This window comes from Actinotalea sp. (genome assembly GCF_035443605.1).
Taxonomy (GTDB): Bacteria; Actinomycetota; Actinomycetes; order Actinomycetales; family Cellulomonadaceae; genus Actinotalea.
The window spans coordinates 50730-68576 of record NZ_DAORSQ010000002.1 but is presented as its reverse complement, the minus strand read 5'-3'; the positions used below and the strand labels follow the sequence as shown (position 1 = coordinate 68576).

Annotated in this window: 15 protein-coding genes; 6 read left to right on the top strand and 9 right to left on the bottom strand. The window is 75.4% G+C overall.

The window, feature by feature from the left end:
* Positions 1 to 2749, bottom strand: a 2749-nt coding sequence (locus tag PKY62_RS00695; RefSeq protein ID WP_324533824.1) for a UPF0182 family membrane protein, incomplete at its 3' end; no start/stop codon positions are given.
* A gap of 179 nt (positions 2750 to 2928) precedes the next feature.
* Here PKY62_RS00695 and PKY62_RS00690 point away from each other — a divergent pair.
* Positions 2929 to 3534, top strand: coding sequence for a PPA1309 family protein (locus tag PKY62_RS00690; RefSeq protein WP_502875760.1), 606 nt, complete (start codon positions 2929 to 2931; stop codon positions 3532 to 3534).
* A 4-nt stretch (positions 3535 to 3538) separates the two neighbouring features.
* Here PKY62_RS00690 and PKY62_RS00685 read toward each other — a convergent pair whose 3' ends face one another.
* Complete coding sequence (locus PKY62_RS00685; RefSeq protein WP_324533822.1) at positions 3539 to 4612, bottom strand: YlbL family protein; 1074 nt, start codon at positions 4610 to 4612, stop codon at positions 3539 to 3541.
* Positions 4613 to 4760: 148 nt separating this feature from the next.
* Here PKY62_RS00685 and PKY62_RS00680 point away from each other — a divergent pair, with 148 nt between their 5' ends.
* On the top strand, positions 4761 to 6161 hold the full coding sequence (locus PKY62_RS00680; protein ID WP_324533820.1) for a zinc-dependent metalloprotease: 1401 nt from the start codon (positions 4761 to 4763) through the stop codon (positions 6159 to 6161).
* Positions 6162 to 6180: 19 nt separating this feature from the next.
* Here PKY62_RS00680 and PKY62_RS00675 read toward each other — a convergent pair whose 3' ends face one another.
* Positions 6181 to 6813, bottom strand: coding sequence for a M48 metallopeptidase family protein (locus PKY62_RS00675; protein ID WP_502875761.1), 633 nt, complete (start codon positions 6811 to 6813; stop codon positions 6181 to 6183).
* Positions 6814 to 7049: 236 nt separating this feature from the next.
* Between PKY62_RS00675 and PKY62_RS00670 the strand changes: the two genes are divergently transcribed.
* Positions 7050 to 7208 (top strand): DUF5679 domain-containing protein, encoded by a 159-nt coding sequence (locus tag PKY62_RS00670; RefSeq protein ID WP_324533816.1) that lies wholly within the window; start codon positions 7050 to 7052, stop codon positions 7206 to 7208.
* A gap of 194 nt (positions 7209 to 7402) precedes the next feature.
* The gene (locus PKY62_RS00665) at positions 7403 to 8434 is read left to right on the top strand and encodes a thiamine biosynthesis protein ThiF (RefSeq protein WP_324533815.1); all 1032 of its coding nucleotides are present in this window, start codon (positions 7403 to 7405) and stop codon (positions 8432 to 8434) included.
* A gap of 16 nt (positions 8435 to 8450) precedes the next feature.
* Here the strand turns inward: PKY62_RS00665 and PKY62_RS00660 are convergent, their stop codons facing one another.
* From PKY62_RS00660 to nudC, 4 genes are all read right to left on the bottom strand, one after another.
* The gene (locus PKY62_RS00660) at positions 8451 to 8849 is read right to left on the bottom strand and encodes a WhiB family transcriptional regulator (RefSeq protein WP_324533813.1); all 399 of its coding nucleotides are present in this window, start codon (positions 8847 to 8849) and stop codon (positions 8451 to 8453) included.
* Positions 8850 to 8984: 135 nt separating this feature from the next.
* On the bottom strand, positions 8985 to 9161 hold the full coding sequence (locus PKY62_RS00655; RefSeq protein ID WP_324533811.1) for a hypothetical protein: 177 nt from the start codon (positions 9159 to 9161) through the stop codon (positions 8985 to 8987).
* Positions 9162 to 9292: 131 nt separating this feature from the next.
* Positions 9293 to 11371 carry an ATP-dependent helicase gene (locus PKY62_RS00650; protein ID WP_324533809.1) on the bottom strand — a complete coding sequence of 693 codons (2079 nt, stop codon included), beginning with the start codon at positions 11369 to 11371 and terminating at the stop codon, positions 9293 to 9295.
* A 55-nt stretch (positions 11372 to 11426) separates the two neighbouring features.
* Positions 11427 to 12533 (bottom strand): NAD(+) diphosphatase, encoded by a 1107-nt coding sequence (gene nudC / locus PKY62_RS00645; protein WP_324533807.1) that lies wholly within the window; start codon positions 12531 to 12533, stop codon positions 11427 to 11429.
* A gap of 89 nt (positions 12534 to 12622) precedes the next feature.
* On the opposite strand from nudC, the gene PKY62_RS00640 reads away from it, so the two are divergent.
* A complete protein-coding gene (locus PKY62_RS00640) occupies positions 12623 to 13936 on the top strand; it encodes a phosphotransferase (protein ID WP_324533805.1) in 1314 nt (437 codons plus the stop codon).
* An 8-nt stretch (positions 13937 to 13944) separates the two neighbouring features.
* Here PKY62_RS00640 and PKY62_RS00635 read toward each other — a convergent pair whose 3' ends face one another.
* A complete protein-coding gene (locus PKY62_RS00635) occupies positions 13945 to 14442 on the bottom strand; it encodes a hypothetical protein (protein WP_324533803.1) in 498 nt (165 codons plus the stop codon).
* Between the two features lie 106 nt (positions 14443 to 14548).
* On the opposite strand from PKY62_RS00635, the gene PKY62_RS00630 reads away from it, so the two are divergent.
* Positions 14549 to 15478 carry a cation efflux transmembrane domain-containing protein gene (locus tag PKY62_RS00630; protein ID WP_324533800.1) on the top strand — a complete coding sequence of 310 codons (930 nt, stop codon included), beginning with the start codon at positions 14549 to 14551 and terminating at the stop codon, positions 15476 to 15478.
* A 2-nt stretch (positions 15479 to 15480) separates the two neighbouring features.
* Here PKY62_RS00630 and PKY62_RS00625 read toward each other — a convergent pair.
* Positions 15481 to 17847 (bottom strand): 3'-5' exonuclease (locus tag PKY62_RS00625; protein WP_324533798.1); only part of this gene is annotated, 2367 nt, incomplete at its 5' end.

Sequence of the window (17847 nt, the reverse complement as noted above, 5' to 3'; positions counted from 1 at the left end):
CGCCGTCCTCGCCGTCGACGGGCGCGTCGGGCACCTCCTCCGCGTCCTCGCCCGGCGTCACGCCGTCCACGCCGGAGTCGCCGCCGAACACCTGGTCCAGCGCCTCGTCGAGGGTCTCGGCGAACCCGATCTCCTCACCGAAGGAGACGAGCACCCGCTGCAGCAGCGGGAACCGCGTGCCCTGTGTGGACTGCACGTACACCGGCTGCACGTAGAGCAGGCCGCCGCCGACCGGCAGCGTCAGCAGGTTCCCACTGACCACCGTCGAGGAGCCCTGGCGCAGCAGGTTGAGGTTCTGCGAGACCTCGGGGCTGGCGTCGAAGTTGTTCTGCACCTGCCCCGGCCCGGGGACGGTCGAGTTGCGGGGCAGCTCGAGCAGGCGGAGCTGGCCGTAGCCCTCGCGGCGCACACCGGCCTCGTTGCCCGGCTCGGCATCCACGGCGAGGAAGCCCGTGAGCACCTCACGGTCGGTGTTGCCGCCGGGAACGAAGGTCGAGGTCAGGGAGAAGACCGGCGACTCCTGCTCGGGCATCTGCAGCGTGAGGTAGTACGGCGGCTGCGTGAGCGAGTCCGTGATCGGGTCCTGCGGGTTGCGCCAGAAGTCCTGGCCCGAGTAGTACTCCGACGCGTCGCTCACGTGGTAGGTCGCCAGCAGGTTGCGCTGCACCTTGAAGAGGTCCTCGGGGTAGCGCAGGTGGCTCATGAGGTCGCCGCTGATCTCGCTCATCGGCTCGACGGCGGTCGGGAACGCCGAGGTCCAGGCGGCCAGCACCGGGTCCTCGGTGTCCCACGCGTAGAGCGTCACCTCGCCCGAGTACGCGTCCACGGTCGCCTTGACCGAGTTGCGCACGTAGTTGACCTCGATCGGGGCCAGCGTCGCGACGGTGTCCGACGTCGCCGTCAGCGCGTCGACGGTGACGTCGTCGAGCTGGCGGGCGGCCGAGTACGGGTAGGAGTCCGACGTCGTGTACCCGTCGATGATCCACACCACGCGCTCGTCGACCACGGCCGGGTACACGCGCGAGTCGAGCGTGAGGAAGGGCGCCACCTTCGCGACGCGGTCGTGCGGGTCGCGGTCGTAGAGGATCTGGGAGTCGGCCGTGACGCGCTCGGAGAACAGGATCTGCTCGGAGCCGAACCGCAGGGCGTAGAGCAGCTTGTTCCACAGCGAGCCGATGCTCGGGCCCGCGTCGACCTCGTCGGTCGGGAAGGTCGTGTTGACCTGCCCTCCGGCGGCGTCGTCCGGGAAGTCCAGCTCCCACGGCGTGGTGCCATCGGACGCGCCGACGATCGAGTAGTCCGGCAGGCTCTGGCCGAAGTAGATCCGCGGCTCGTACTCGCCCAGGGAGCCCGTCGAGGGGATGCCGCCCTGGAAGAAGGCGGGCCGACCGTCGGCCCCGGTCGTGTTGCCGTAGGCCGCGACGACGCCGAACCCGTGGGTGTAGACGGTGTGGTCGTTGACCCACGTGCGCTGGTCCGTGCCGAGGCCGGCGAGGTTGAGCTCGCGCACCGCGATGACCGTGTCGCGGCTCTCGCCGTCGATCTCGTAGCGGTCCACCGACAGGGTGTTGGGGAAGTCGTAGTACTGCTTGTTCTGCTGCAGCTGGCGGAACGACGGGCTGACGATCGCGGGGTCGAGCAGGCGGATGCTCGCCGTGGTCTCGGCGTCCTCGCGCAGCGCGCCCTGCTCCGCGACGAGGGTCGCGTTGTACGACGTGATGTCGACGTCGTCGATGCCGAAGGCCGCCTTGGTCGCGTCGATGTTGCGCTGGATGAACTCCGCCTCGGCCTCCTGCTCGTTGGGAGCCACCTGGAAGCGCTGCACGACGGCGGGGTAGATGCCCCCGATGACGATCGCGGAGACCACCATGAGACCCACGCCGACCATGGGGATCCGCCAGGTGCCGCGCACCGCCGCGACGAGGAACAGGATCGCGACGAGCACCGCGACGCCCGTGAGGATCGCCTTGGACGGCAGCACGGCGTTGACGTCGGAGTACGACGCGCCCTGGAACCGGTCGCCGGACTTGGTCAGCAGGGAGTACCGGTCCAGCCAGTAGTTGGCGCCGATGAGCAGCATGATCACCGCGGCGGTGACACCCAGCTGGACCCGCGCAGCGGTGGTGGTGCGCTCACCGGTGCCCGGTCCGAGCCGCAGCCCGCCGTAGAGGTACTGGGTGGCGATCCCGGCGATGCCGGCGATGACCGCGACGGCCAGGAGGAAGGAGACGACGAAGCGCAGGGCCGGCAGGTCGAATATGAAGAACGACAGGTCGATGCCGTACTGCGGGTCGTCGACGCCGAAGTCGCCGCCGTTGACGTAGAGCAGCACCGTGTCCCACTGCGCCGACGCGGCGATCCCCGCGAAGAAGCCCAGCATCGCCGGGGCGCCGACCATGACGAGCTTGCGCAGCGGCTCGATCATCTCGCGGTACTGGTCCAGCGACGCCTGCTCCGGGGTCGACGGCGCGTAGACGGGCCGGGTCCGGTAGGCCACCGAGAGTGCGGCGAAGGTCGAGCCCGCCATGACGACGAAGCCCGCGAGGAACAGGGCGATCCGGGTCAGCCACTCCGTGCGCAGCACGTCGAGGTACCCGACCTGGCGGTACCAGAGCACCTCGGTCCACACCTGGGCCGCGATCATCAGGAGCACGCCGAGGACGGCCAGGACGGCGATCGTCGGCACCAGCGCGCCGCGGCGACCGGGCGGGCGGGCGGGGGCGGGGCGGACGGACGGTGCAAAGCTCACGGGTACCTCGTCGACTCGGGACATCGGGCGGCGGCCCCGTCAGGGGCGTCAGCGGGAGAACGCGCCCGCACGTCCTCAGGTTCCCACACGCGCCCGCACGGGCCGCCCGCCGCCTCCCACGGCGACCCGGCGCGACGTCGTGCCCGCGACGGACCGCGGCGACCTGGGACCATGGCGGGGTGACCGACGCCCCCACGCCCGCCCCGCAGCACCCCGAGACCCCGCCGACGGTCGAGACCCCGCCGCCGGCGTCCCCCGCGACGACGGCCCTGGCCTTCGCGGTGCACGAGGTCGAGCAGCACGTCGCCGCCGCGGGGTGGGACGGGCCGGTGCGGGTGTTCGCGCTGGTCGCGACCGGTCGCGCGCTCGCGGCCGAGCCCGCGTTGGCGCATCAGCTGCCACCCGCCGTCGTCGCGCTGGCCCGCCAGGACCCGCACCACCTCACGTCCGTGGAGCAGGAGGGTCTGCCTGCGGCCGACGACCTCGAGGGGATGCTCGGCGGGCTGTCCTGGCCGGGCACGGTCGACGGCGCCGCCGTGGTGGTCGAGCGCGTGGTGCTGCCGCCGGCGGCCGAGGAGTCGATGCCGGCCGACCCCGCCAGCGCCCTGGACTACCTCATGGGCCACCCGGACCGGCAGGACGTGCGCCTGGCCGTCGGGGTGCTGCGCAGCGGGGAGAGCTGGTGCGCGGTGCGGACCAGGGCGCACGACGACGACGCGTCCGTCGCCGGGGCGGCGGACCTCGTCCCGGGCCTCGTCGAGGCGGTCGCGGCGACCTTGCGCTGACGCGTCAGTCGCAGGTGGGCAGCGCGTCGGCGGTCCCTGCCCCGATCGCCTGCACCGCCGTGCGCGCCTCGGCGAGCGTCGCGATCCGCGCCACGCGCAGGCCGGCGGGCACGTGGCCGACGACCTCGTCGCAGTTGTCCGCCGGGGCCAGGAACCACGTCGCGCCGTCGCGGACCGCACCGGCAAGCTTCTGCCGGATGCCGCCGATGGGGCCCACCACACCCGTGAGGTCCATCGTGCCGGTGCCGGCGATGACCTCGCCGTCGGCCTCGTCCTCCTCGGTGAGCAGGTCGACGATCCCGAGCGCGAACATCGTCCCGGCGCTGGGCCCGCCGATGTCCTCGATCTGGATGGTGACGTCCACCGGGAAGTCGAAGACGGGGTCGACGAGCACGCCGATGAGGGCGCGCCCCGCGCCGTCGTCCGTCGTGGTGATGTCCAGGTCGTGGCGCTCGCCGCCGCGGAGCACCCCCAGCGCGATCGGGTCGCCCGGGGTCACCGGGTCCAGAGCGGCGCTGAGCTCGGAGAACGAGACCACGGGCGCGCCGTCGACGGCGACGATGACGTCGTCGGCCCGCACCACCCCCTCGGCCCCGCTGCCCTCGATGGCGTCCGCGATGGTCAGCGTGGTCGGCACCTCGTAGCCGAGCTCCTCGAGCGCCGCGACGGTCGCGTTCTCCTGGGACGAGATCATCGCCGCCTGGTTGCGCTCGTCGATCTCGTCGCGCGAGTCCGTCGGGGCGAAGACCTCCTCGACGGGGCTGACGGTGCGGCCGGGCTCCACCCAGCCGCGCACCACGTCCGCGATCGTCACGGGGTAGTCGGGCCCGCCCGAGACGGAGACCGTGGTGAGCAGCAGCTCCCCCGTCGCCGGGAAGACGGGCGCTCCGGAGATCTCGATGAGCGGGACGCCGTCCTGCTCGCCGAGAGTGTTGCGCGTGGGGCCGGGGCCGCTGATCGCGTACGGCACGGGCATCGCCCCGGCGGCGGCGACCAGCAGCGCGGTCCCCACCGTGGCGACGGCCAGCGTGATCGCGCGGGCGGTGAGCGCCGGGGGCTGGGCGTCGGTGTCGGTCACCGGGACATCATCCCCTCACCTCCCGGGCGCGCGCCGCACCGGACGGGGCCGCGGGGTGCGCCCTGGGCGAACCGCGCCGGTTCACCCCGCGCCGGCCCACCGGTTGTGGCTACCGTGGGAGGCCCCGCACCGTGCCCCAGGAGCCACCATGAGCACGCCCCCACCCGAGCCCGGCCTCCCCGCGCCGTTCGAGGCCCTGCTGCGCCAGCTGCTCGGCCCCGATGCCGATGCCGTCATCGCCGAGCTGTCCGAGAACGGCATCGGCGGCATGACGGGCCCCGACGGCACGCCGATGGACCTGGGGGCGCTCGCCGCTGCTGCCGGGCTGCCGGACGACCCCGCCGCGCTGGCACAGATGGTCGACCAGGTGCGCCGCCTGCTGACGTCGAGCTCCGGCCCGGTGAACTGGGACCTGGCGCACGACCTCGCCCGGCAGACCGCCGTCGAGCAGGGTGACCCGTCGGTCGCCGACGCCCAGCGCCGCGAGGTGGCCTCGGCCGTCCAGGTCGCGGAGCTCTGGCTCGACCCGGCGACCGACCTGCCCCCCGCCGGGGGACCGGTCCGCACCTGGAGCCGCTCGGAGTGGGTGGAGCACACCCTGCCGCGCTGGCGCACGCTGGCCGAGCCGGTCGCGCTGTCCGTCGCGGACGCCCTCGCCGCAGCGCTCGCGGCGCAGGCGCCCGAGGCGCTGACCGCCGAGGGTGAGGGCGGCGCCGGCCCGATGCTGCGCCAGCTGGGCGGCGCGGTGTTCGGCATGCAGCTGGGCCATGCCGTCGGGTCGCTGTCGCGCGAGGTGTTCGGCACCACCGACATCGGCGTGCCGCTCATGGACGGCCCGGGCGTCGCCCTCGTCCCGCGCAACATCGCCGAGTTCGCCGAGGGTCTGGACGTCCCGGCCGACGAGGTGCGGCTGTTCCTCGCCGTGCGCGAGGTGGCGCACGACCGCCTCTTCACGCACGTCGGCTGGCTGCGCGGGCACCTGCTCGGCGCGGTCGGCTCGTACGCGCGCGGCATCGCCATCGACACCGACGCGCTCGAGGAGGCCGTCCGCGCGATCGACCCGACCGATCCCCGCGCGATCCAGGAGGCGCTGTCCGGTGGCGTCTTCGCGATGAGCACGACCCCCGTCCAGCAGGCGGCCCTGCTGCGGCTGGAGACCGCACTGGCCCTCGTCGAGGGCTGGGTGGACGAGGTCAGCGCCGCCGCGGCGGCCCCGCACCTGCCGCACACGGGCGCGCTGCGCGAGATGATGCGCCGCCGCCGCGCCGCGGGCGGTCCTGCGGAGGACATCTTCGCCACGCTCGTGGGTCTCGAGCTGCGGCCCCGCCGCTCGCGGGACGCCGCACGCCTGTGGGCGCAGATCGCCGCCGACGGTGGCATCGGCGCCCGCGACGCGGTCTGGGACCACCCCGACCTGCTGCCGACCGCGGAGGACCTGGACAGCCCCGAGGGCTACACCGCGCGCCGGGCGGCCGCGACGGCCTCGCACGCGGACGTCGACCGTGCCCTCGCGGAGATCTTCGGCGAGGACGCTCCGCCGACCGACTGAGGCCGGTGGCCCGGTCTGCTCAGAAGAGCTGGCCGTCGGGGGCGGGGTGCGTGGCCACGTCGCCGTCGAGCGCGTCACTGTCGCGATCGTCACCGTCGCGAACGTCGTCGTGCTCGCCGTCCTGGTGCTCCCCCTCGCCCTGCGTCCCGCCGTCGACAGCGAACGCGTGCCCGTCGAGGAACCCGCGCGCCCGCTCCGTGCGCGGGTAGGCCTCGACCAACGCCCAGAACTCCGGGCCGTGCCCGCCGTGGAGCAGGTGCGCCAGCTCGTGCAGGATGACGTAGTCGAGCACCCAGGCTGGCATTCCCTGGAGCCGGGTCGAGATCCGGATCCGCCCGTCCGCCGGCGTGCAGGACCCCCAGCGCCGGCCCTGCCGGGCGGACCACACGATGCTCGAGGGGCGAGCGCGACCGCCGAGGTACCGGTCGGACAGCTCGCGGGCGCGCGCCTCGAGCCGCTCGTCGGACGGGCGGCGGCGCTGATCCTGGACCGTGAGGCGGGTGACCATCACCCGGACCCACTCGCGCTCCTGCGCGCGGGTGAACCGGGCGGGGATCGCCACGACCATGCGGCCCCCCTCGCGGAAGGCCGTCACGGTGCGCACACGCCGACGGCTGCGGCGGACCTCGACCTGCTCCAGGGCTGCGGTCACGGCCTCGTCGAGCGAGCGGGGCGCGTTGTCGGGCACGGCAGCACGCTAGCCCCCGGCGCCGACAACGGGGCCCGCGGGCACGGACGCGGCGCGCCGAGGGGCGCCGCGTCCGGCGCGGGACCGGCAGGCCACTACGCTGAGCGGTGCACGGTGACGCCCGGCCGACCGGCCGAGGCTCATCCAGCCGGCCGGTCGATCAACGTCCGGCACGCAAGCCTTCTGAACGGAGATACCTCATGGCCGACGAGACCTACAAGGGCGAGTTCTACTGCGTGAAGTGCAAGGAGAAGCGTGAGGCCGAGGGCAACGTCGTCGTCGCCAACGGTCGTCGCATGGCCAAGGGCGTCTGCCCCGTCTGCGGCACCAAGCTGAACCGGATCCTCGGCAAGGCCTGATCCAGGCCCCAGCACACTCTCGAGAGGCGGCCCCCTGGTGGGGCCGCCTTTCGTGCTCCCGGGGCGGGCGCACCCCTGCGGCGCCCCACCCTGTGGACAACCGTGGCGGGCCCCGCGCGGTGCGCCAGGCTGGTCGCGCGGCGCAGGATGTGCCTGCCGCGGTCGGCCGGGACGTCCCGGGGAGAGGTGCGGGCATGCGGCTGCGCGCGGGGCTCACGGTGCTGTGGCGCGGGCCCACCGAGGTGCAGGTCGGCACCGACCCCCGCTGGGCCGTGGCCCTGACCGACCTCAGCCCGTCCGCAGCCCGCGCACTGGCCGGAGCCCCCGCCGGCGCCGGCGAGCGCGAGCTCCGCGCGGCGCTCGGCTCCGAGGACGTCGACGACGCCGAGGTCGACGCCGTCCTGGCGCACCTGCGCGCGGCCCGCCTGCTGGTCCACGAGCACCGGCCCGTCGCCCGGTGCACGCTGACAGCGGCCGACCAGCAGGCCTGGGCGCTGCTCGACGCCGACGGCGATCCGGCGACCGTCGCCGGCCGGCGCGCCACGGCACGCGTGCGGGTGGAGGGGCTGGGCCGCCTCGGCGCGGCGCTGTCCGCGACGCTGGCCACGGCGGGGATCGGCCTGCTCGAGCTCGGCGACCCGGGGACCGTCACGGCCCATGAGGTGGGGTTCGGCGGGCTGACCAGCGGCGACGTCGGCATCCCTCGCCCCGCCGCCGTCGGCAGGGCCGTGCGCGACGCCGGCCCGCGGGTTCGCACGGGCACCGCCGGCACCGGGCCGGTCGACCTCGTGGTGCTCGTCGAGACCGCAGCCGCTGACCCGGTGCGCTACGACGCCCTCCTGACCGCCGGTCAGCCGCACCTGTCCGTCGTGCTGCGCGAGGCCTCGGTGCTCGTGGGTCCGCTGGTGCTGCCCGGCCGGACCGCGTGCCTGCGCTGCGTCGACCTGCACCGCACGGACCGCGACCCCACCTGGCCGCGCCTCGCGGCCCAGCTCGCGAGCGCCGCGGCCGGCCGCGCACGCGGCGAGGAGACCCTGCTCGCTGCGACCGGGGCGGCGATCGCCGCGGCGCAGGTGCTCGCGCACGTGGACGGGCGCCCCGCCGTGGTGCACGACGCAGCCCTCGAGGTGGCCCTGCCCGCGGCGCTGCCCACCCGCACGACCTGGGCCCCGCACCGGCTGTGCCGGTGCGGGGCCGTGGTGGGTCGCCGAGCCGCGGTCCGCTGAAACACGGGCCGCGGTGTCATGCGGCCGTGGACTCGTCCTTGCGGGGCCGTCCGCGCCCGCGCTTGCGCGGGACGACCACCCCGCCGATGAACACCTCGCCGCCCCACACGCCCCACGGCTCGGCACGCTCGATCGCGCCGGCGAGGCACCCCGCGCGGACCGGGCACTGCTGGCACAGGGCCTTGGCCTGCTCGACCTCGTCTGCGCGCTCGGCGAACCAGAGCTCCGCGTCGTAGGCACGGCACGGGATGAGGCTCGCGACGAGCTGGTCGAAGGCCTCCGACTCCAGCGGGAGGGTGGGCGATGTGGTGCCGGCCGAGCCGGGGGTCGATGCGGGTGCCGAGTCCGTGGACGGGGTGAGCCACGGACCGGAGCCGCCCTGGTCGATCATGTCGAGCAGCGTCGTGAGCCGCACGATGTCCTCCTGTGCCTTGCGATGGTCAGCTGGTCGGTGCCGGGACGGCGGACCTGCGCTGACCGTCGAAGGACGGAGCAGAACGAAGGCCGCGGGTCCCGAGGGGACTCCGCGGCCTGGTGGCCTCATGGTCGGTCAGACCGTGAGGACCTGCCGTGCGGAGTCGGGCTCGGTGGTGGAGCGCCCGATGCGGTACCGCGATGCGGTGCCGGCTGCGAGCAGACCACTCCCCTGGAGCAGACCAGGGGTGGGTGCTGTGACTCGCGGCACGGCGAACATCGCGTTCGCGTCGAGATCCGACATCGTCTTCATCAGGTGACCCACCTCCCTTCCGCTCCAGGCCCAGGCTTCTTCAGCCCGGCCTCCAACAAGGACGGGAACGACAGTAGGCCCGTCCCGCGAGGCAGCACAACCGAATATCGATGACGAGTTCCGCGCGCCGTTCAGGGCACCCGGTGACCGGCCACGATCGCCAGCAGCGCGGCCCCGTGGCGGTCGATCTTTGCCGGGCCGATCCCGCGGATCCGGGCCAGGTCGGCGACGCTCGCCGGCCTGGTCCGCGCGACATCCGTCAGGGGGCCGTCGAGCAGCACGGTGAAGGCCGGCTTGTCGGTCTCGGTGGCCACCTGGGTGCGCCACGTGCGCAGCGCCTCGAGCAGCTCCGGGTCCGCGTCACCGGCACCCTCCTCGAGCGGGCGAGGGTGGCGGCGCAGACCGGCGTCGGACGGCGAGCGGCGCGTCGGCGACTCGTCCGGCCAGATCCCGTCGAGGAACCGCGTCCGACGGCGGGTCGCGCGGCCACCGGGGTTGCGGGCCCGCGCGTGGCTCAGCTGCAGGTGCTCGCGGGCGCGGGTCACGCCGACGTAGAGCAGCCGACGCTCCTCGGCGAGCGCGGCGTCGGTCTCCGCGAGCGAGATGGGCATGAGGCCCTCGCTCATCCCGACGAGGAAGACCGCGTCCCACTCCAGGCCCTTGGCGGCGTGCAACGAGGCGAGGGTCACGCCGTCGACCGACGGCGCGTGCTGGGCCGCGGCGCGCTCGTCGAGCTCGGCGACCAGCCCCACGAGGGTCGCGCCGGTGGCCGGGTCGCCGTCGCCGTCGCCCGCACCGTCCACCGGGCCGCCGGCCGCGCCCGGTGGGGCGAGCCGCACGGCGAGGTCGTCCGCGAGCTGCACGAGCGCAGCCAGCGCGTCCCAGCGCTCGCGCACGGCGCCGCGGGCGGCCGGCGGGACCGGGCTCCACCCGGCGGAGGCCAGGACGTCGCGGACCGCCTCGCCGAGCGGGACGTCGGCCATCGACCGCGCAGCACCCCGCAGGAGCAGCACCGCGGCGCGGACCTCCGGGCGGCTGAAGAACCGTTCACCGCCCCGCACGAGGTACCCGATCCCGGCGTCGGCCAGCGCCTGCTCGTACGCCTCGGACTGCGCGTTGGTCCGGTACAGCACGGCGCACTCGCGCGCCGGCGTCCCGGCGGCGACGAGGCGGCCGATCCGCGCAGCGACGGCTGCGGCCTCGGCCTCGTCGTCCGGATAGGACGTCATGGCCACCGGCGGCCCGGACGGTCGCTGGGCGATGAGCTCGAGCGCGCCGGGCTGGCGCCGGCCTCGCGGCCCCCCGCTGAGCAGGCGGTTGGCCAGTCCCACCACCTGGGGCGTGGAGCGGTAGTCGCGCACGAGGCGCACGACACGGGCACCGGGGTGCTTCTCGGTGAACGTCAGCAGGTGGTGCGGCGTGGCCCCGGTGAACGAGTAGATGGTCTGGCTCGGGTCGCCGACGACGCAGAGCTCGTGCCGACCGCCCAGCCACTGGTCGAGCAGGTACTGCTGGGCCGGCGAGACGTCCTGGTACTCGTCCACGACGAAGTGGCGGTACTGGGCCCGCACCTGCTCCGCGATGTCGCGGTGGGTCTCGAGCATGGTGCCGAGCATCGTCAGGACGTCCTCGAAGTCGATCACCCCGCGGTCGTCCTTCGCCTGCTCGTAGGCCGAGATGAGGCGGGCGACGGTGGCGCGGTCGTAGCCCGCCGGCGGCGGCCGGTCCGTCGCCGTCGCGGCGCGCACGTAGTCGTCCGCGGTGACGAGGCTGACCTTGGACCACTCGATCTCCGAGGCGAGGTCGCGGACGCTCAGCCGGTCCACGCGCAGGCCCAGCCGGGAGGCCGCGTCGGCGACGACGGGCGCCTTGTGGTCGAGGATCCGTGGCGGGGCTCCGCCGACCACCTTGGGCCAGAAGAAGGACAGCTGGCGCAGCGCAGCGGCGTGGAACGTGCGCGCCTGCACGCCGGCGACGCCGAGGTCCCGCAGCCGGGTGCGCATCTCGCCCGCGGCGCGGGCTGTGAACGTCACCGCCAGCACGCTCGTGGCGGGGTACGTGCCCGTGCGAACCCCGTAGGCGATCCGGTGCGTGATGGCGCGCGTCTTGCCCGTCCCCGCGCCGGCGAGCACGCAGACGGGCCCGGTGAGCGCCAGCGCCACCTCGCGCTGGTCCGGGTCGAGGGCCTGGAGGAGCTGGTCGGCGGACATCGCCGCCAGTCTCGCAGCAACGGCCGACACCCGTCGGCCGCCCGGCCTGCCCGGCTCATGCCGTGGGGACCGGGGCGACCGGGGCGACCGGGGCCGAACCCAGCGGCCCGCCGAACCACTCCTCGATGAGCGCGCGCGCCACCGACGTGCGCATGGGCAGCAGCACCTCGCCAGACGCCACGTCGGACGCGAGCTCCGCGCGCGTGAACCAGCGCGCCTCGGTGACCTCGACGCCGTCGACCGTGATCGGGGTGGACGTCGCCCGCGCCACGAAGGCGAGCATGAGCGACGCGGGGAACGGCCACGGCTGGCTGCCGCGGTAGACGACGTCGCCGACGCCCACGCCGACCTCCTCCGCCACCTCGCGGCGCACCGCGGACTCGACGCTCTCCCCCGGCTCGACGTACCCGGCCAGCGTCGAGAACCGGCGCTCGGGCCAGTGCGCGGCGTGGCCCAGCAGCAGGCGGTCGTCGTCGTCGAGCACCGCCATGATCACGGCGGGGTCGGTGCGCGGGTAGTGGTCCGACCCGTCGACGGTGCACACCCGCGTCCAGCCCGCCTGGGCCGGGACGGTCGCCGCGCCGCACCGTGCGCACCGCGGGTGCCGCTCGTGCCAGGCGGCGAGCCCGACGGCGGTCGCGGCGAGCCCCGCGTCGCGGTCCGTGAGGCGGTGGCCCACGTCGCGCAGGCTCGACCACTGCGGCCCGGTGGCGCCGGTCGGGTCGCCCCAGGCGGGGTCGAGCGCCGTCGGGTCCACGCCCGCGAGCACGGGACCCGCCGCCGCCAGCACCGCCGCCTCGAGGACCACGACGTCGTCGACGGCCAGGGCCAGGAACGCGGCGCCGTCGGGCGACTCCCCGAGGAAAAGGATCAGCGCGTCGGGCGCAGCGCGCGTGCCGGGTGCGGTCGTGCCGGGTGCGGGGGGCTCCGGCGCGGCGGCGTCTGCGGTGGCCGCGACCGGGCCCAGGCCCGGCAGGCCCTCGGGCGCACGCAGGTCGAGCCGGACGCCGTCGTCGTCCGTGCGGGTGGCGAGCAGGCCGCCCGCGAGCAGCAGCACGCGGGTACCCGGGTGCTGCCATGCGGCGGCGATGGCCTCCGGGCCGCGGCGGTGCGCGGCGCGGTCGACGGCGGCACGGGCGAGGGGCAGGCGGGTCCAGTCCACCCCGACACCGTAGGTCCAGCCGCGAGCGGGATGCGGACACGCCCGGCGTGGGACGCGCCCCACGCGGCACGGGCGCCTACCGTGATCCCGTGCCCCGGTCCCCGCTCGCCCTCGCCGCTCTCGCGACGGTCGCCGTCCCCGGCCTGGATGCGTTCGACGTGCGTCGCTCCGCGCACCCGGGTCCCGGCATCGACGCTGCCGTCGTCCTCGACGCCGAGGGCGGCCGCTGGGTGGTCCGCGCCCCGCAGGACTCGACGGCCGGGGCTGCACTGGAGGCCGAGGTCGCCCTGCTCGAGGGGCTCGTCGGCCACGTGGACGCCGGACGGCTGCCGTTCGACGTGCCGCGGCCGGAGGGATTCGTGCCGCTGCCCGAGGGCGGGCGCGTGGTGGTCCACCGCCAGCTCGGCGGCCGCCCGCTGCGCCTGGAGCTGCTCGGCCCCGGGCCTGGCCTTGCCGCCGCGCTGGGCCGCGCGATCGCCGCGCTGCACGAGCTGCCCGCCTCGATGATCGAGGACGCGGGGCTGCCGGTCTACGAGGCCGAGGCCTACCGCAGACGACGGCTGTCCGAGGTCGACGAGGCCGCGCGCACCGGGCTGGTGCCCGCGGCCCTGCTGCGGCGCTGGGAGCGCGCGCTCGAGGACGTCGCCCTGTGGCGGTTCCGGCCCACCGTGGTGCACGGTGACCTGTCGGCGGAGCACGTGCTGTGCTCGGCCGACGAGCCGGTGGCGCTGCTCGGCTGGTCCGAGGCCAAGGTGGCCGACCCCGCGGACGACCTTGCGTGGCTGCTCGTCGCCGCCCCCGAGGAGGCGGTGGACCCGATCCTCGAGGCGTACCACCTGCGCCGCACCGAGATGCGCGACCAGCACCTCGCCTCGCGCGCGCTGCTGGCCGGGGAGCTCGCGGTGGCCCGCTGGCTGCTGCACGGCGTGCGGATCGGGGACCCGGCGATCGTCGACGACGCAGCCGGCATGCTGCGCGAGCTCGAGGAGCACCTGGGGGTGGCGGAGCCCGAGGCGTCGTACGCCGCGGACGGCCGGGATGGGTTCGAGGAGGCCGCGGCCGAGGACGAGGCGCCCGACGAGGGCGAGGGTGAGGACGGCGCGCCCGACGGCGGTGCGGACGGGTTCGACGAGGCGGGCTGGGACGAGGAGCCCGCCCCAGCCGGTTCGGCCGTCTCCGAGGCCCCCGAGGAGCCAGAGGGCTCCGAGGGCTCCGAGGGCTCCAAGGGCTCCAAGGAGCCAGCGGTCTCGGACGGCTCCGACGGCTCCGACGGCTCCGACGATCTCGGGGACTCCGGGGACACGGAGGACGACGCCCCTGCGGAGGACGCGGCGCCGGACCAGCGGCCCGCCCCCGGCACCGAAGGACTCGACGGCTTCACCGAGGACGAGCAGGGGCGCTGACCGGCCGGCTACCGGCTGTCGCGCCTGGCCTGCCGCTTCGCGCCCGCGGCCTGGGACGAGGCGTCCCGCTTCGTCCCGCCCGTGGTCTTCTTGTGCGTGCGCGCCAGCCCCGCGTCGGCGGCGTCCGGCTCACCGGGCGACCCGCTGTCGGGGCCGGTGGACCGGTTGGCCTGCGCTGCGGCGAGCCGCTGCTCCTTGAGCTCCTGCGCCGACTGCCGCGCCACCACCTCGAGCCGGGCGCTCACCCGGGCGAGCACCTCCTCGAACACCTCTGCCTTCTGGGCGGCGCGGGTGTTCTTCGGCCGCGACTTCCCGCGGCCGCCGTGCTCCTGCACCCCGGCACTGGCACGGCGGCGGTAGTTCTTCTGGTGCTTGGTGCGGGCGCGTCGCACGCGCGAGTGCAGCGAGATCAGCTCGTCCTCGTCGAGGACATCCATCCGGGCCGGTTCCGTCTCGCGGACGAGGTCGCGCTCCTGGTCGTTGAGCACGCTGAGCAGCTGTTCCACGGATTCTCCTGTTGAATCTCATGACGGGGCGTCCTTGCCGTCTCGACCCTATCCCTGGCGGCACCTCGCCGCTCGGCCCGCATCCACGCCCGGGAAGAGGCACCTCATGGCTTCGACACCGTCCGCGCCGCAGCCCGTCAGCGGGCGGGGCCGGGAGCGGCGCGCCCTCGTCGGGTCGATCCTGGCCGCCGCCGTCCTGGGCGTCCTCGCGCTCGGCTGGGGCATCGCGGCGCAGTCCCGCGTGCTGCTCTTCGACGGGGTGTTCATCCTGCTCGGCATCGTGCTGTCCGGCCTCTCTCTCATGGCCGCGCGGACGGCCGACTCCGCGCCCTCCGCGCGGTTCCCGTTCGGCAAGCAGGCCGTGACGCCGCTCGCCATCGCGATCCAGGGCGCCGCGCTGCTCGGCACGCTCGTCTACGCCGCCGCCGACGCCGTCGCGATCATCGTGGCCGGCGGGTCCGACGTCGCCGCCGGGACGGTCGCGCTCTACGGGCTGATCTCGCTGGCATGCTCCTACGGCGTGAGCCGGTGGCTCACGCACCGTGCGCCGGCCTCGGAGCTCGTCGCCGCGGAGGTGGCGCAGTGGCGCGCCGGCGCCCTGCTCAGCGCGGTGTACACGCTGGGCGCCGCCCTGGCGCTCGTGCTGGGCCGGTGGGCCCCCGAGGAGGCCCTGCGCTACCTCGACCCCGTGCTGGTGCTCGTGGCCTGCGGCCTGCTCGTGGCGATCCCGCTGCGACTGCTCCACGGCGCTGGGCTCGAGCTCCTCGAGGCAGCGCCCCCGCCAGACGTCGCGGCTGCCCTCGACGCCGCCATCCTCGAGGTGCGGGCGGAGTTCGGACTCGCCGACCCGTTCGTGCGTGCCACCAAGCTCGGCGAGCGCGTGTACGTCGAGGTGGACTTCGTCGTGCCGGCCGGGGCCTGGGACGTGTCCGGTGAGGATCGCGTACGGCGCGCCCTCATCGACCGGCTCGAGGTGCTCGGGTACGAGCTGTGGGCCAACGTCGAGCTGACCACGGATGTCGCGCTGGCCCGGTAGGCCTACGGTCCGGCGAGCGCCGCCTCGATCTGGGCCAGGTCCAGCTCCGGCGGGCTGACCGTCTCGCCGGTGGCGACGTAGAAGAACGCCGCGCGCACCCGCTCGAGCGGCAGCCCGGTCCACCGCGACCAGGCGACCCGGTACACCGCGAGCTGGAGTGCGCGGGTGCGCCGGGTCGCCGGGTCGGTGGGTGGGCGTCCGGTCTTCCAGTCCACCACCACGACACCGCCGTCCGGCTCGGCGAAGACCGCGTCGATCCGCGAGCGGATGACCACGCCGCCCACCGGGGTCTCGACGTCCACCTCGACCGCGATCGGGGTGCGCCCGGCCCACGGCGAGGCGAGGAAGCGATCGCGCAGCGCGGCGAGGTCGACGTCCGCCGCCACGGCGTCGTCGTCCGCGCCCGGCAGCGCGTCGACCTCCACCAGGGACGCCGCGCCGAAGTACCGCTCGACCCACGCGTGGAAGGCCGTGCCGCGCCGCGCCACCGTCGAGGGCGCGAGCGGCACAGGGCGGCGCAGCGCGAGGGCGAACCCCTCGCGGTCGTCCGCGAGCCGGACCACGGCGGACGTCGACAGGTGGGCCGGCACCGGCACGGTCGTGCGTTCGGCGCTGCCGCGACGCCGCTCGTCGAGCAGCAGCTCCGTGACCTCGGCGAGGGTCGAGCCCGCCACCGCCGGTGTCGCCCGGACCTCGCTCGGCGTGGGCATGCCGGCCATGGTCCCGGCGGCGCCACGACCGGTGGTCCCGGCGTCGCCGGCGCCTGGGCTCACCGCGGCGCGGACCGCGGCGGCCGCCCGGGCCAGCCGTGCATGACGCGCCTCGCCGAGCGGGTGCACCGGCGGCCAGACCGGTGCCTCGACGTCCGCCTGCTCCGGCCGCTCGTCACCGGGCTCGGGGACCCAGCCGAGCTCCTCGGCGACCTCGTGGACATCGGTGAGGAAGACCGACGGCGGGTACGGCTTGACCCGCTCGTTCCACCACGAGCCGCTGAGCAGCAGGTGGTGGCGGGCGCGGGTGAGCGCGACGTAGGCCAGGCGGCGCTCCTCGCCGAGGTGGTGGGCGTCGACAGCTGCCAGGTAGTCGGCCAGCCGCGTGACGAGCTCCGCCCGCTGGACCGTGCCGACGAGGTCGACGTCGGGCAACGAGTCACGGTCACCGCGCAGGCGGGTGGGCAGCGCGCCGTGGTCCTTGACCCAGCCGCGCGGCGATGCCGACGTCGGGAAGGTCCCCCGGACCATCCCCGGCACCGCGACGACGTCCCACTCGAGCCCCTTGGCCGCGTGCACCGTGAGGATCTGGACGGCCGACGGGTCCACCTCGCCCACCGGCGCCTCGAGGCCGCGCTCCTCGACCGCTGCGGCGTCGAGCCAGGCCAGGAACGCCCCGAGGGTTCCGCCCTCGTCGGCGTCGAAGGCCGCGGCGACCGCACGAAAGGCGTCCAGGTGCGCTCGTGCCGTGGCCGGGGCCGCCGGCCCGACGGCGACCTCGACGTCGAGACCGAGCAGCCGCTCGGCCTGGGCGACGACGTCGACCACCGGAAGGAACGTGTGGGCCCGCAGGGTGCGCAGCACGGCGGCAAGGTCCCCGAGCCGGCGGTGACCGGCCTCGGACAGGCCCCGGTCGTTGCGGCTGCGCCACTGCAGGGCGGGCAGCGCGTCCAGGGCGTCGACGATGCTGCGCTCGTCGACGACGTCCGCCTCGAGCGAGTCTGCGCCGGGCGCGGGGCGCGGTGGACCGCCCGGTGCGCCGGGCCGCCGGGCCGGGCCGGAGTGCTCGGCCGACCAGTCGGCGAGCGCGTGGAGATCGGCCAGGCCGAGCCGCGCGCGCGGCCCGGTGAGCAGGCGCATGAGCGCGTCCCCGCGGGACGGGTCGTGCGTGGCCTGCAGCGCGGCCACGAGGTCGACCACCTCCGGGGTGCTGAGCAGGCCACCCAGGCCGACCACCTCGACCGGGAGCCCCGCCTCGAGCAGCGCGTGCTCGAGCATCGGGACCTGCGACCGCTTGCGGCACAGCACCGCTGCCGTGACGGGCGCGCCCGCCCCCCGCTGGTCGGCGAGCGCCGTGCGCCGCTGGGCGACGAACTGCGCGACGGCCCGCGCCTCGTCGGCGTCGGTGTCGAGGTAGGCGGCGAGCACCTCGCCGCGGCCCGCCGCCGGGCCCGGCCGGAGCACGGGCAGGGCGATCCCTGCGGCCCCCTCGGCCGCCCGGAGGGGCGCGGCCAGCAGGTTCGCTGCCTCGAGCACCGCCGCGTCGTTGCGCCAGGACGTGGACAGTGCCAGGCATGCGGCGGGCACCGTGGTGCGGGCACCGCCGTCGTGCGCGTCACCGCCGTCGTGCGCGTCACCGCCGTCGTGCGCGCTGCCGCC

What these genes read in the sequence shown, in the direction of transcription:
- PKY62_RS00680 (WP_324533820.1), top strand. Translation starts at nt 4,761, where the DNA reads ATGAGCACGCCCCCACCCGAGCCCGGCCTCCCCGCGCCGTTCGAGGCC.
- PKY62_RS00670 (WP_324533816.1), top strand. Translation starts at nt 7,050, where the DNA reads ATGGCCGACGAGACCTACAAGGGCGAGTTCTACTGCGTGAAGTGCAAG.
- PKY62_RS00665 (WP_324533815.1), top strand. Translation starts at nt 7,403, where the DNA reads ATGCGGCTGCGCGCGGGGCTCACGGTGCTGTGGCGCGGGCCCACCGAG.
- PKY62_RS00655 (WP_324533811.1), bottom strand. Translation starts at nt 9,161, where the DNA reads ATGAAGACGATGTCGGATCTCGACGCGAACGCGATGTTCGCCGTGCCG.
- PKY62_RS00650 (WP_324533809.1), bottom strand. Translation starts at nt 11,371, where the DNA reads ATGTCCGCCGACCAGCTCCTCCAGGCCCTCGACCCGGACCAGCGCGAG.
- PKY62_RS00630 (WP_324533800.1), top strand. Translation starts at nt 14,549, where the DNA reads ATGGCTTCGACACCGTCCGCGCCGCAGCCCGTCAGCGGGCGGGGCCGG.